Here is a 15,371-nt window from a genome sequence, read left to right as displayed (position 1 = left end):
TATATTTTATACATAAATTTTAAATATAATTAATGTTAAAACGGAAAGTAATTGCTTGGAGATTTTGTGGAACATTTTCTTTCTCTTTTAATTCTAATTTAATATCAATAACAGTTAAATTACTATATTCTTCTTCACTTTTTGCTTGCAATGCATAAAATCATTCATTAAAATTAGCAGCAGCATTATGATAATTATTTAAAGGTGTAAATGTTATAATATCTTCTGCAATCGCCTTAGCATAATCTATTTCTAATACATTATCACTAATGTTTAAATTGTTTCCTACCTTCTGACTAATATTTTGGATAAATTCTCATGTGCGATTAACAATTTGGTTTTGTAGCATTGTTTTGAATGAAGTTATATCACCTGGAATATTTGAAACATCAATGTCAATATAATTTAATGGCTTCTGTGCACCATATAAATTAGCACTTCAATATTTTGTAAATAAAGTATTTCGTTTCTGTTTATTACTAATTGAATAGGCATCACGATCGCCAGTATTAACTAAATTAGTAATTGAATGTAATGATGGTTGATCAATTATTACATAGTCTGATTTTTTCGCTTGATTGTTATTAAAATTAATTGTTAAATCACCATTTTCTTGAATTGTTCTTTTAACAACAGTATAGTCTGCTTTCTCTATTATTCCATATGATTGAAATGGTAAAATATTTCAATCATAAACTCATTTATATTTTGACCCATTAGGATTGCTCAAAACATCTTCTTCCAATTCTCTAATTGCTGTTGATAATGAATATTTACCATTTAAAACATCTTTAATTTCTTGCCCCAATCGATTTGCAATCACATTTTTAATTGTTTCACCTTGTGGTAAAAACATAAAATAAAATTGCTCTGGCTGATTAACATTTAAACGTTTTGGTTGAAGATGTTGATATCAAATTTGTCAATCTGTTGGTACAAGTTCTGTTGGTAACACTAAACCACGATTTTGTGATGTTTCTAAAATGTTAATTAAGAAAATTAATAATTGTGGAATATATTTACCATTAATCTGAGTATCTGTTTTTGCAAAACTTTGCTCTGAATCACCTTTTTTATAGGCTGATTGAATTACCCGATTAATATCAAGCATGTAATGTGTACTATCAATAAAAGTACCTGGAAACAGTTGGTCATTTGGATTAACACTTGAAATAGCAAAATTACTATATGGATTATAATCGCCAATAAATTCTTTATCATTTCCTTTATTTTCTGCATAAAAAGCAGCAAAACGTTCTTTATAAGCAGCATAAACTCTATCTGCTAACGCTAAACTATCATTAGTACCATTAATCATAATATTATTAGCTTGTTCACCTAGAATATTTGTTTGTTTTTCTCAAACTATTGGTTTTAAATCATCTTTGTTTCTTGTTTCTCCTAATTTAAAACTTAAAAAGTTTGATAAAAATCCTTCATTACCAGCAAATAATGTTGGCATTCAAATTAAATTTTTTTGTAGTACTCCTTGGTATTTGATTTTTAAAAATAATAAATTTTTCATTAAATTAAATTGATTTTGCTGCACATCAGCAAGACTTAACCGCTGTGTGCCTCGTGAATCAGTAAAAATATCTAAAATTTGAATTTGATTAGGCTGATTATATTTATGTTTAAAAAAGATATTATTTGCAATATATAAACTAGGTGCTTTTTCAAAAATTAAATTATAAGCATATTCTAATCGTAATGATCTTGCACGAACACGAGTTTGTGCAACTTGCCCAGTATTAGGGTCAGGAGGAATTTCATAAGTTTCAAAGACTGGAGTTGTTGTTGTATTATCTCGCAATTCTGTTTTTGCAAAGTTAACTTCAAAATAATCTCCATCATTAACATCGGGCAAGGGTCCATCGGTTTCAATACCACCATAATTTAAAATATCTGCTAAAAATGCCACGGCAAAATAAGCAGAGGGAATTAAAGCGCTAAGGTATAATACAGCACAAATTGCAGCAAGTCATCCCTTTTTACGTGATGCTACAGTAACATTTTTTGTTAAATTATTAAGTTTATGTCAACTGCCTGGTTTTCTTGCCATTGAAATCTCCTTTAGTAAACTTTATAGACCGATTTAATGGGTTTATTATAACAAAATTAATATTAAATGAAAAGCAGACTTTTCAAACAAAATTAATCTTTTTAGTTATTATTTTTAAATAAAAAAAGTTACTTCTGTAACTTTAAATATGAATTGCATGGCCTTCTAAACCATGGGCAACTTCCATAATAATCTCTGATAGCGTCGGATGTGGGTGAACTGTTTTTGCCAATTCATGAATTGTTCCTTCTGTTTCCATACAAGCAGTAATTCCAGAAATCATATCTGTTGCTGTTGCAGCAACAATATGAACTCCTAAAATTTCACCATATTTTGGATCACATAAAATTTTAACGAAACCATCAGTTTCTCCGTCAGCTATTGCTTTACCATTTGCTGCTAGTGGAAATTTAAATGCTTTATAAGCAATTTTATCTTTAATTGCCTGCTCTTCAGTAATTCCAACTGTTGCTACTTCTGGGAATGAATAAATGCAAGAAGGAATTCGATTATAATTCATTTTTACATTTTTTCCCTTGATATTATCAATTACTAATATTCCTTGTGCTGAAGCAACATGAGCTAGCATTGCACGTCCCACAACATCGCCAATTGCATATACACCAGGCAAGTTTGTTTTACATTGCTCATCAACTTCAATGTTTTTTCGCTCTCCAATTTTTAGTCCAATGTTTTCAAAACCAGTTGTTACTGGTGTTCGACCAACTGAAACTAAACAATAATCTGATGTTAGTTTTACTTCTTTTCCTTCACTATTATCATAAATTACTGATTTACCTTTAATTGCTTTAATCTTAACTGAAGTTTCAATTTTTACCTTATTTTTAATTAACAATTTTGTTAATTCTTCACGAATGTCTTTATCTAATAACTCTAAAATAGTGTCTAAACCTTGCAAAATTGTTACTTCGGTTCCTAAACGATGATATAAACAAGCAAATTCAATGCCAATGACACCACCACCAATAATAATTAATTTTTTTGGAATTGTTGGTAATGATAAAGCTTCTGTTGATGATATAACATAACCAGCTTTTTCAGCTTGTTCAAAACCTGGTAATGGTAGCCCACGCGAAACACTTCCTGTTGCAATAATCAAATTAGCACATAAATAACGTTTCCCAGCAACTTCAACGGTATTTTTGTCAATTGCTTTCGCTTCGCCTTTAATTAGGTCAACTTTATTTTTTTTCAATAAAAATTCAACCCCTTTTGTTAATTGCGTCACTACTTTTGCTTTTCGTTCTTGCATTTTTACTCAATTTGGGGCGACTGCTGCTTTTGCAACATCAATACCATAGTTGTCAGCATGTTTCATCATATCATATACTTTACTACTTTTTAACAACGCTTTTGTTGGAATACAACCAACATTTAGACAAACACCACCATAATATTCCTTTTCAATAATTAGTGTTTTTAAACCTTCTTGCGCTGCTTTAATCGCTGTAACATAACCACCTGGACCTGCTCCAACAATAATTACATCATATTTGTTTTCCATTTCATAACCTCTTCTCTTACAATAATAATAAAGCTGGTGATTCTAGTAATTCTGTTACTCGTGCTAAAAAGCGACCACCATCAGCACCATCAATTAAACGATGATCAATCGTTAACGATAATGGTAAGATTGAACTTATTTCTATTTCATTGTTTTTATTAATAACTGGTGCCTTTTTAATAATTCCAACTCCTAAGATTGCTACTTCTGGGAAATTAATTACTGGTGTAGCAAATTCAATGCCCGCTGACCCAAAATTAGTAATTGTGAAGGTTCCATCTTTCATTTCATCAGGTTTTAATTTACGCTCACGTGTTTTTGTTGCTAAATCATTAATCATTTTTGCAATTTGCATAATATTTAACTGATCAACTCCTTTAACAACAGGAACCATTAAACCAGTCGGTGTGTCAGTTGCCATTCCAATATTATAGTAGTCTTTAAAAATAATTTCTTGTTGTTCTTGATCATATGCTGCATTTAAAATTGGAAAATCTTTTAAAGCAATTGCACAAGCTTTCATAAAAAAGGGCATATATGTTAACTTAACTCCTTGTTGTTCTGCTTGTCCTTTTAATTGTGCTCTAATTTCAATTAATTTTGTTACATAAATATTTTTCATTAATGTTGCCTCAGCAATAACAGTTTTTGACAAAGTCATTTGTTTTGCAATTGCTTTACGAATTGGTGACATTGCTTCGCGACGAACAGCACCTGTTGCATTAATTTGCGGAATATTAATTGGCAATGTTGATAAAGTAGGGCCAGTTGTTGTGCTTTTTGCCCCTTGGACTAAATCAGCTTTCATAATCTTACCGTTTTGTCCTGAACCTTGAATTTTTGTTAAATCAATTTTTAAATCAGCTGCCATTTTTCGCACAATTGGCGTTGATAACACATTTTTATTATTATCAACATTAGCACTACCATTGTTTGGTAAATGACGTGGCGCTAAAACGGTATTAGAAATTGGTACTGCACCAACTACTCCTGCTGCTTTTTCCTCTTCAACTGGTACTGTCGTTGGTTGTTCTGATGTAGCTGGTGCTGGACTATCGCCGGCAGTGCCATCATCAATTTCAACTACGACATCACCAACATAAATTGTATCGCCAACTGCCATATTAATTTTGCTAACAATACCATCACATGGCGCATAAATTTCCGTATTAACTTTATCAGTTTCAACGGCAAACATTTCATCTCCGTCTTTAATTTTGTCACCAACTTCAATCATAATTTTGGCCACTTTTCCTTCTGTTAATCCTTCTCCGATATCGGCGAATTTAAATTTAACCATTTTTACTTTCAACTCCTATCTAAAATTGGTAGTTAACTAATTCTTTAATTTTAACTACAATTTTTTGAACTGATGGTTGATGATAATGCTCACCACGATCAAATGGAATAATAATATCATAACCAGTTACCCGTCCTGCTGGGGCTTTTAAATATTCAAAACATTTTTCATTAACAGTTGTAATAACTTCTGATGCAACTGAAAATGAACGAACAGCTTCATGAACAACTAGAATTCGTCCTGTTTTTTTAACAGATTCAATAACAATTTCACGATCTCATGGTTGAATTGTTCTTAAATCAATTAAATCAACATTAATAGGGAATCCTTCTTCTTTTAATTGTGCTAAAGCTTTTTCACATTCACTAACTTGTGCTCCATAAGTAACAATTGTTAAATCATCTCCTTCTTGAATTTTATAACCTTCACCAATTGGTAAAGTATAATATTCATCAGGAATTTCTTGTTTAAAAGCACGATATATCTTCGTTGGTTCTAAAAAGATGACTGGATCAGATGATTCAACAGCTGCTAATAATAATCCTTTGGTATCATATGGCGTTGACGGAATAACTACTTTTAGACCTGGATTATGCGCAAACATTGCTTCAACTGCTTCAGAATGATGTTCTAACGCACGAATTCCTCCACCCATTGGCATACGAACAATTAATGGACAAGTAAAACGACCGCGTGAGCGATTACGTAATCGTGCAACATGGGTAAAAAGTTGTTGAAACGCTGGATATGAAAATCCTTCAAATTGCATTTCAACAATTGGTTTCATTCCATTAATAGCCATTCCCACCGCCGTTCCAACTAATGTTGCTTCTGCAATTGGTGCATCAAAACAACGCTCTTCACCATATTTTGCTTGTAGACCAATGGTAGCACGAAAGACTCCTCCTTCAAAACCAACATCCTCACCATAAATCACAATATTTTGATGTTTTTCCATCGCTAAATCTAAAGCATGTGTTAATGCTTGGATATTATTTACAACTGGCATTAGTGGTGTCCTCCTTTACTTGGATATTTTGCAAAAAATGCTTCGGCTTCTTGATATTGTTCTTCTAAGAATTTTGGCATTTCAGCATAATTGTAAGCAAAAATATCACGAATTGAAACAGTATTGTTTGCTTCTACTCATGCAAATTCATCTTTAATAAATTTATCTTGTTCCGCATCTAATTTTTCTTGTTCTTTTTCTGATCATTTTTTTTGCTTAATTAAATAAGCTTTTAAACGAATTAATGGGTCTTTTTTTAATGCTTCTTGATGTAATTTTTCATCACGATAAACCTTAGGATCATCAGCTGAGGAATGTGCTCCAATTCGATAAGTACTACATTCAATTAATGATGGTCCTTCACCTTTACGAGCAAATTTAATAGCTTCTTGCACAGCAGCATAAACTGCAAAAAAATCATTCCCATCAACTAAAATATTACGCATTCCAACCGCAATCCCTTTTACTGCAAAGTTTATTGCTTTTGTTGCTTTACGACGAGGAGTTGAAATTGCATACTGATTATTTTCCACAATAAAAATTGCTGGAACTTCATGTAACTTAGCAAAATTCATTGCTTCATAAAATTCTCCTTCTGAAGAACCCCCATCACCGGTTGTTGTAATAACAACACCATCGCGTTTATTATATTTTTCAGAAAATGCTAATCCAGTTGCATGCGAATATTGTGTTGCAATTGGAATATTAATAGGTAAAGTATTAATTCCTTCTGGCATGTAACTTCCCATTTCATTTCCACATCAATATAACATAATATTACGCATTGGAACACCTGTTGCTAATCAAGCAGCATTATTTCGATATGCTGATGAAAATCAGTCTTTTCCTTTAATAATTTGCATTCCATATGCTACTTCAGTTGCTTCTTGTCCAGTTGATGAAAGAAATGATAGCATTCTTCCTTGTCGTTGAATTTTATTTTGAAAATCATCTTGGCGACGTGATAAGCACATTAATTTATATGCTGTTAAAACCTCATCATCGCTAATTTTTGGCATCAAATCTGGTTTAACAATCTTTCCAGTTGCATCCATAATTTGAAGCATTTCATTTTTTAACGAATCAAATTTGTCAAAATACATTTTTTTGATTCCTGCCTTTCCTGTTTTTTAAATATTTTTAAGTAAAAATAACATCTAAAACTTCTTGTGTTTCAAATTTTTCACCAAAAATATCTTTAATATTCACTTCTAATAATTTTGTTTTAATTTTATCCAGATTATATTCACAACCTGTTAAAAGAGTTTCAAGTGGTTCTGTTCCACCAGAACCTAAAAAATCACCAAAAAATTTAATCTTTGTAATCTTTCCTTCAGTAACATTTAAACGCACATCAACAGTACCTTTTCCTTCATATCGAATTTTATTCTGATAACTAAATTCAGGTGAATTACCAAAGTTTCATTCCCATGTTCGATATTTTTCATCAGCTAATTTATTAACTGCAGCAATAATATCTGGTGGTAAATCTAACACTGGCGTTCCTTGTGCCAAAAACTCATTAGTAATAAACAGCATAAATTCATCAATTGTAATATCATTTACTAATAATGGACGAATATTAGTTACTCGTGCTGGAATTGATTTAATTCCTTTTGAAATAATTTTATCCTGACTAACATTTAAGTATTTTTGCATTTTGCTTAAATCAACATCAAATAAAAATGTTCCATGGTGTAGCAAACGATTTTTATATTTTATTTGTGCATTACCAGAGATTTTTTTACCATCAATTTCAATATCATTTTTACCAGCAAATTTAGCATTTAAACCAAGTTTTTGCAAAACATTAATAATAGGTTGTAAAATACTTTCATAATTTTTTGCTATTTTATCATCTTTATTAACAATAATGGAAAAACATAAATTACCATCATCTTGATAAACAGCCCCACCACCTGTTATTCGCCGTGCAACATTCACCTTATCAGCTTCAACCGCTTGTAAATTAATTTCTTCAATTGTATTTTGATTTTGACCAATAACAATTGTATTAAAATTTTTTCACAAAAAGAAAATATTGTCTTTAATATCACTTTTTAAAAGATACTCGTCTAAAGCCAAATTAAAGTAAACATCTGTAGAAGAATTTTTAAAACAAATCATTTTGCTTACTTTTTAAAGTAATTTAATCCTAATACTTCTAAGCCTGGTAAAGTAATAAAGTTATATGGCTTATTAAAATGTGGCAAGAAGAAAATATCAATTAATGGTAATTCATCAATTGTAACTCCCTTCATAATCGCTAATGAAAACATATACATAACTTCGGTATGATTAGCTTCTGAAGCTACTTGTGCACCAATAATTTTTCTTGTTTTTTTGTCTCAAAGAATTTTAATTAAAACTTCTTGATAAGAATTCATAAATTCTGGACGATCATTATCTGTAAATGTAATTTGCTCGTAGTCAAATCCTAAATCTTTTGCCACAGTTTCTGTCATTCCTGTTGATGCTAATGCTCAACCAAAAACATTAATTGCATTTGAACCTTGGAATCCTGGTGATGCTAAACCTGCTGGTTTCAAAGCATTAACAGCTGCAATAACTCCTGTTCGTACAGCATTTGTTGCTAAAGCAATATATGCTGGTTGCTTTTTAGCATTATCATAAACTTCAATGCAATCACCTATTGCAAAAATATTTGGGTCTGATGTTTGCATGTATTGATCAACTTTAATGGCTGTATTTTTATCTAAATAAACAACACCATTTAAAATTTCTGTTGCAGGTTTAAAACCAACTGACCAAATTACTAAGTCAGCATCATATGAACCTTTATCTGTTACTACTTTTGTTACTTTGTTATTATTTCCCTCAAATTTAATAACTTTTTCGCCACCACGTAAATTAACACCCGCTTTACGCATTGCTCCTTCAACTTTGTCAGTAAAAGGTTGATCATAATAACGTGGCATAATTCGGTCTGAAATATCAACTAAAGTAACATTTTTTCCTTTTTGATGAAAAGCATCAACTAATTCAACGCCAATGTATCCTGCCCCACATACAACAACATTTTGAATATTTTTGTCATCATTTGCTTTTTTTACTAATTCCCCATGTTGATATCATTTAACAATATGAACACCTTCTTGCTTAATTCCTTCAATTGGTGGAATAATTGGTCAAGAACCAATCGCTAAAATCAATTTATCATAATTATCATCAAATTCTTTTCCTGATTTTAAATCTTTTACACGAATTTTTTGATTTTTATTATCAATTGATAATACTTCGTGTTCCATGTTTACTTTAATACCTTCATTTTTTAACACCTCTGGTGAAGCATAAAATAAACCATTTGGATCTTTTACCTCTCCTGAAACTCATAGTGCAATTCCACATCCTAAAAATGAGATATTGTTATTTTTATCATAAGTAACAATTTCTGCTTTTGGATCTAGTCGTCTTAAGGTTCTAACAGCAGTTGTACCTGCATGGTTAGTTCCAACTACAATAATCTTCATTTTATATTCTCCTTTTCTATTCTTAGCAGTATTAATAGTTCTTTCGATATAACTAACTAAATATGCCGGTAGTTATCTTTGCTAGGGCATTTATTCCTGAAAATTAAATCATACCGTAATGTTATTATATACCTTTCAGAAAAAAGAAAAAAGAAAAAAGAAATGAAAAACAGAAAAAAATTGCAAAAATTATAAAATTTTAAAAAAATTTTAAACTTTTTGCAATTAAATTAATCTTTATTTTTCAAAATGTTTTAAAAATCAACGACCTTCAACAGATAATAACCGTTGTGTTTGTTCATTAAGCAATGTTTTTTCTAACTCTTTATCAATGCGGTAAATTCGTGCATCCAAATTATCTAAAAATGACAAAATTTCTGCTTCTAATAAATGTGGTTCAACAGGTGAACCATATTCCAAACGGCCATGACTAGCTAAAATCATATGTTCTAACAAAACAATTTTTTCTGAATTTAAATTATTACTTTGGGCAAGATGATTTAATTCATTTGCCATAATTGAAATATGCCCAAGTAATTTTCCTTCAAATGAAAAATCATTTGTCGCTCCACTTGTAATTTCAATAACTTTTCCTAAATCATGTAAAATAACACCACAATATAATAATTCCGAATCAATTAAACGATCATGATAAACATTGACAACATTTTTTGCCATTTGTAGCATAGTTAAACTATGTCAAATTAAACCTGATTTAATTTCGTGATGATTACGAATGGCAGCTGGTCAAATTTTAAATTGCTCACCATATTTTGCTAAAATTAAAGTCATAATTTCACGATATTCAGTTGTTTTCATTTTTTTCACTGTTGTAATAATTTCATCATACATTGCATCTGCTGGAAGTGGCGCAACTTCAATAAAATCATCTAAATTAATATTGGCATTATCAATAATATCATAACTATTAATTTTTGCTTGTAAAACTTTACGATATTCAATAATATTAATATTTACTTTGTAACAATTACCTTTAATTCAAGTCTCAATATCAGCTGGACGAGCATCTCATAACCTTGCTTCAATTGTTCCAGTACGGTCTTTCAAGGTTATTGATAAATAAGTGCTTCCATTGGAAGCTGTCCCTTGGGTTACCTTATCAGCAATCACAATTAATTCTACATTATTAACTTCTTTTGTTAAATCTTTAATATTCATTTTTCCCCTCCTAAAAATAAAAAAGTGAGTAATGACTTTTTATCTTATAATAAAAGTCCTGGATTTGATAATAAATATGCAACATAATGAACAAATTTACTTGCTTCGGTAATATCAATTACAGCTTCATTATACCCTAATGTAATTACCATAATATCACGAATTGCAATATCATTTTTTTCAACAACAACAGGTTTTTTAAAAATAATACCCATTGCAATTCCAGCAACATTATCATCTGGAATTGTAAATGTTCCCCGTGTTATTCCATATTCACCATAATTTACAATTGAAAATGAAGCATCTTGATAGTCTTTTTCTTTTAATTCATTATTAATACTTTTTCCTATTAATTTTGTTACCTTTGAAGCAATTTCTTTAATTGAAACATTTTTTAAATTATATAAAACTGGCATTTTCACTGCAGTATCACTATCAACACTAAAAGCAATATTATAAAATCATTTTAATAAAATTGCTTTTTCCTGACTAATAAAAGATGCATTTAAAATAGGGAATTTTTTTAATCCATCATAGACTGCTTTAACATAAAAAGGTAATAATGTTAATTCAATATCATTTTGTGAATATGCTTCACGCATAATTGATAATAAACTAACTAATTCGCTAACATCAACTTCAACATCAATGAAACCATGAGCAATATTTTTTTTACTTTCCATAATTTCTTTTGCACGAATAATTGCTTCTTGATTTAATTTAACTTTGTCAACTTGCAAACTCTGCGTGTTTTCTTTGATTTTATGGCCTGAAAAAGCAGCATGTTCTCTTGATGTTACATCTTCTGTCTTATGTTTTTTAAGATAAGTTGGAGCAGACGAATGCACCGTTGAATGCGACTTTGACTGTTCTCCATGATGTCCCTTTGACTTATCATCCACTGGTTGATGCTTCTCTAAATGCGACGAAGCAGACGAATGCACCGTTGAATGCGACTTTGACTGTTCTCCATGATGTCCCTTCGACTCATCATCTACTAATTTATCTTTTTCTAAATTTATAATAGGTTGCATTTTTGAATCATCAACATTATTTTGAATTGAAGCAAAATTACTTTTTAATTCTTCTTTTGTATTACTTTCTGGCTTGCATTCTTTTTTTACATCAAAGGGGTGATGATTAATTAATGGCTCTGATATTTTATCATCAACTTGTTTTTTCTCGGCCATTTCTGCTGTAAATGCTAAATCCCGTTCTAAATTTTCAAGATCTTCAATAATTTCTTCTTCAATTGTCATTGTTGCTAAATCATCTTTAACAATTGCCAAATCTTCTTTTAAATCACCCAAATCTTTTTGTAATGTTTCAATATTCTCTTCACTAGGAATATTTTCAAGAACATTTTCAACTTTATCTTTAAAAGGAAATGTCTTTGAATTATTATCCTGGCTAAAAAATGGCGTTGAATCTTGTTCTATATTTTCTTCTGGTAAATCAATTTCAATTGAATCATCAAAATCATCTTGAAGATTTTCACCAGCTACTTCACGTGCCAATAATGTTTCAATTAACTCTTCTCGAAAAATTTCTGTTTCTGACTTTTTAACATCAATTGGTGGTCGATTTTGCATATTATATTTTCCAGAACCATTAAAGGAAACAGTATTATAGGGTTGCTCAAAATGATTATGCTGTTCATTAAGGGTTGGCTCAAATGGCAATAAATCTAATAAAACATCACCACTATTAATAACTTTATTTTCATAAACAATAAGATTTAACACCTCACCAGTAATTGGTGCTTTGATTTCATAAACCTTATTTTGTGTAATAATGTTAGCAATCTTATCGCCCTTTTGGACAACTTGTTTATTTGTAACAAAAATTTTATCAACAATTCCTTTACGATTATCATCAGCTTCAAAAATAATTTTTGCCATACCAAAACCCCCTATTTTCTAACTATATATTAGCATAACTTTTATTCTTTTAAATAATTAGTTTCTAATTCTTGGTACATTGCTTCCATTTTTCTTTTTGCTTCTTCATTTGTTTTATCAACACAAACAAAATAGAATTTTATTTTTGGTTCTGTTCCACTTGCCCGAACTGCAAATCAACTACCATCTGCAAAATAAAACTTTAATAAGTCTTGTCCTGGCATTTCATACAAGCCATTCAAATAATCTTCTTTCTTAATACATTTAATTTTATTCAAACTAGTAATTGTTTCTTGTCGCAATTTTTTTAACATATTATTAATAACTTTTTTACCATCAATTCCATCACGAACTAAATTAACTGTTTTACAATAAAAATAACCAAATTTATTATATTGTTCAACTAAAACATCATATAATGTTTTTCCTTGATTATGATAATATCAGCAAGCTTCTGCTAAGACTAATGACGATTGAATTCCATCTTTATCACGAGTAATGTCTTTTAAAACATAACCATATGCTTCTTCAAATCCAAATAAAAATTGTAATCCTTTAGCTGATGCTTTGCTCATTTGATCACCAATTCATTTAAAACCAGTTAATGTTTTAATAACTTGAACACCATAACCTTCAGCAACTTTATCTGATAAATTACCAGTAACAAAGGTATTATACATAACCCCATTCTTAGGTAATGTTTTTTGACGTTGATAATGAGAAAACAAATATTCAATTAATACCGGAGCTGTTTCATTACCAGTCATTAAATAATACTCATTGTCCTTGATTTTAACACCAATTCCTAACCGATCAGCATCAGGGTCATTTAAAATGATAACGTCAGCATTAACTTTTTTCGCATATTTTAATGCTAAATCATAACATTCTGTTAATTCTGGATTTGGATTAGGTGCAAAAGTAAAATTAGGGTCATTGTCAAATTGCTCTTCTACAATCGTGACATCATAACCACATTCTTCTAAAATTCGTGGTGTTCATTCTTTACTTGTTCCGTGCAAATTAGAAAAAACAATCTTAATATTACGTTTTTGATTTGGATAAAACTGCATTGCTTTAACATCACTAACATAATTATCCTCAACCTCTTTTGCAACATATGTAATTAAAGTTGAATTTGGGTTTAAAGTTAAAGTAAAAACTTCTTCTTTAATTTTTAAGTAATTTTCACCAATAATATCGGTCGCAACTGGCAAAAATTGTGAACCATTATGATCATAAATTTTATAACCATTATATTCACGTGAATTATGACTTGCCGTAATAATAACACCCGCTGCCGCTTTTATTTTACGAATGGTATATGAAACCATTGGTGTTGGCCGAAGGTCATTATTCGCAAATAAAATTGCTTTAATATTATTACTAGCAAAAATATTTGCTACTTCTTGCGCAAACTCAGCTGAAAAATGACGGTTATCATGTCCAATTACGATTCCTTTTGTTTTTAAATCTGTCTCAGAATAAATTGTTTTTAAATACTGCATAAAAGCCAATGTTGCTCTCCGAATTGTATATAAATTCATTTTTCCGGTTCCTGGTCCTAATAAACCTCGTAATCCAGCGGTTCCAAATTCTAAATCATCTGAAAAAGCAGCAATTAAATCTGCTTCAGACATTTGTTGAAATTCAGTGGCTAACGTTGGATCTAAATTTTTAGCATTTTTTCATAAATTTAAATTATCTAAATATGACATCTTAATTCTCCTTTTATTTTTTTAACAAGGAACAAGGTTTTTGGGTTTGACCATAAATATAACCTTGTTCTCTTCAACCAACATTTTTCACCTTATATTGTGAATTTTTCTATCTTGATGTTAGTCATTTTATTGTTTTCATATTATTCAATGAAATATGTAATCTATATAATCTTATGTATACTTAAAATAATTAGTAATAGTAAAACAATAATTGCAATACCAACTATAATTCAATATCATTTTCTTCTTCGCTCAAGACAATCTTTACAAAAATTGTCAATTTGTCCATTTCCTATTAACGATCCCGTTAAACGTGATTCTTCATTTTCAATATTTTTTTGCATTTATTCCAGATTTTCATATTTTCTTGTCACCTTCTTTATTTTTTTATATCCATTATAAATTATACTTTTATTTTTAAATATTTAACAATAATTTTAATCATATTAATATGATTTTGGTACACCCACAAGTTCATTTATAATTTTGCATTAAAAATGATCTTCATAATGAAGACCATATTAAATTGGTAATTCAAAATCATAAATTTTTCCTTCAATAATATAAATTAATGTTTCAGCAATATTAATGATATGTGTTCCGGCACGTTCAATTGAACGTAATTGTTGCATTGTTAAAGTAATAACTTTAATTTCTTCTTTTGATTTTGCTTCACGAATTTTTTCAATTAAAGCATCATTTTCAACTTTATAAATCTTATCTAATTCAGTATCATATTTTAAAATATTATATGCTGATTCAATTCGCTCTTCTTCAAAAATATTTGATACCTCTGTTAACATTTCAATGACTTTTGCAACTAATTTTTTTAAAAAATTAATTAACTTTGTTGAAGGTTTATATTTGATATAATAACGACAAATACTTTTTGCATAATCTGCAATTCGTTCAACTTCCTTGACAATCAAAATGAAACCAACTATTCGGCGTAAATCTTTTGCAACCATTTGTTGTTTTGCAATTTTTCATAATGAAACTTCAATGAAAGCTTCTTGCATTTTATTAATTGTTTCATCAGCGGAAATAACACTTTGACCAAGCTCAGTGTCATTTGTTTCTAAACATTTAACCATATCATCATATTGATTTTTTGTCATCGCAATCATATCAATAATCATTTGTTTTGTTTGTGCTAAATCATTTTCAATTTTTATGCTCATAT

The 15,371-nt window shown here is 29.6% G+C and carries 11 protein-coding genes; all 11 read right to left on the bottom strand.

What is annotated here, in order from left to right; translation table 4 throughout:
• Positions 1-19: 19 nt before the first annotated feature.
• The 11 genes from SPM_RS04905 to phoU all read right to left on the bottom strand — a co-directional run bounded on the left by SPM_RS04905 (position 20) and on the right by phoU (position 15,369).
• Positions 20-2,062: a hypothetical protein gene (locus SPM_RS04905; RefSeq protein ID WP_004028497.1), complete on the bottom strand. Its 2,043-nt coding sequence runs from the start codon at positions 2,060-2,062 to the stop codon at positions 20-22.
• Positions 2,063-2,204: 142 nt separating this feature from the next.
• Positions 2,205-3,587 carry a dihydrolipoyl dehydrogenase gene (gene lpdA / locus SPM_RS04900; RefSeq protein WP_004028496.1) on the bottom strand — a complete coding sequence of 461 codons (1,383 nt, stop codon included), beginning with the start codon at positions 3,585-3,587 and terminating at the stop codon, positions 2,205-2,207.
• Positions 3,588-3,603: 16 nt separating this feature from the next.
• Positions 3,604-4,887 (bottom strand): dihydrolipoamide acetyltransferase family protein, encoded by a 1,284-nt coding sequence (locus SPM_RS04895; protein ID WP_004028495.1) that lies wholly within the window; start codon positions 4,885-4,887, stop codon positions 3,604-3,606.
• Between the two features lie 19 nt (positions 4,888-4,906).
• On the bottom strand, positions 4,907-5,896 hold the full coding sequence (locus tag SPM_RS04890) for an alpha-ketoacid dehydrogenase subunit beta (protein WP_004028494.1): 990 nt from the start codon (positions 5,894-5,896) through the stop codon (positions 4,907-4,909).
• Positions 5,896-6,999 carry a pyruvate dehydrogenase (acetyl-transferring) E1 component subunit alpha gene (pdhA, locus tag SPM_RS04885; RefSeq protein WP_004028493.1) on the bottom strand — a complete coding sequence of 368 codons (1,104 nt, stop codon included), beginning with the start codon at positions 6,997-6,999 and terminating at the stop codon, positions 5,896-5,898. Before pdhA ends, SPM_RS04890 begins: the two co-directional genes overlap by 1 nt.
• Before the next feature lie 37 nt (positions 7,000-7,036).
• Positions 7,037-8,023, bottom strand: a complete 987-nt coding sequence (locus SPM_RS04880; protein ID WP_004028492.1) for a lipoate--protein ligase — start codon at positions 8,021-8,023, stop codon at positions 7,037-7,039.
• Between the two features lie 5 nt (positions 8,024-8,028).
• Positions 8,029-9,387, bottom strand: a complete 1,359-nt coding sequence (locus SPM_RS04875) for an FAD-dependent oxidoreductase (protein WP_004028491.1) — start codon at positions 9,385-9,387, stop codon at positions 8,029-8,031.
• Positions 9,388-9,624: 237 nt separating this feature from the next.
• The gene (locus tag SPM_RS04870; protein WP_004028490.1) at positions 9,625-10,566 is read right to left on the bottom strand and encodes a 3'-5' exoribonuclease YhaM family protein; all 942 of its coding nucleotides are present in this window, start codon (positions 10,564-10,566) and stop codon (positions 9,625-9,627) included.
• A gap of 44 nt (positions 10,567-10,610) precedes the next feature.
• Positions 10,611-12,467: a 2-oxo acid dehydrogenase subunit E2 gene (locus tag SPM_RS04865; RefSeq protein WP_004028489.1), complete on the bottom strand. Its 1,857-nt coding sequence runs from the start codon at positions 12,465-12,467 to the stop codon at positions 10,611-10,613.
• A 41-nt stretch (positions 12,468-12,508) separates the two neighbouring features.
• Positions 12,509-14,185 carry a phospho-sugar mutase gene (locus SPM_RS04860; RefSeq protein WP_004028488.1) on the bottom strand — a complete coding sequence of 559 codons (1,677 nt, stop codon included), beginning with the start codon at positions 14,183-14,185 and terminating at the stop codon, positions 12,509-12,511.
• A 524-nt stretch (positions 14,186-14,709) separates the two neighbouring features.
• The gene (phoU, locus tag SPM_RS04850; RefSeq protein ID WP_004028486.1) at positions 14,710-15,369 is read right to left on the bottom strand and encodes a phosphate signaling complex protein PhoU; all 660 of its coding nucleotides are present in this window, start codon (positions 15,367-15,369) and stop codon (positions 14,710-14,712) included.
• Between the last annotated feature and the right edge of the window lie 2 nt (positions 15,370-15,371).

The sequence above is a fragment of the Spiroplasma melliferum KC3 genome (genome assembly GCF_000236085.2).
Taxonomy (GTDB): Bacteria; Bacillota_I; Bacilli_A; order Mycoplasmatales; family Mycoplasmataceae; genus Spiroplasma; species Spiroplasma melliferum.
Note: the sequence above shows the minus strand (reverse complement) of the source record. Positions and strands in the feature narration are given on the sequence as shown.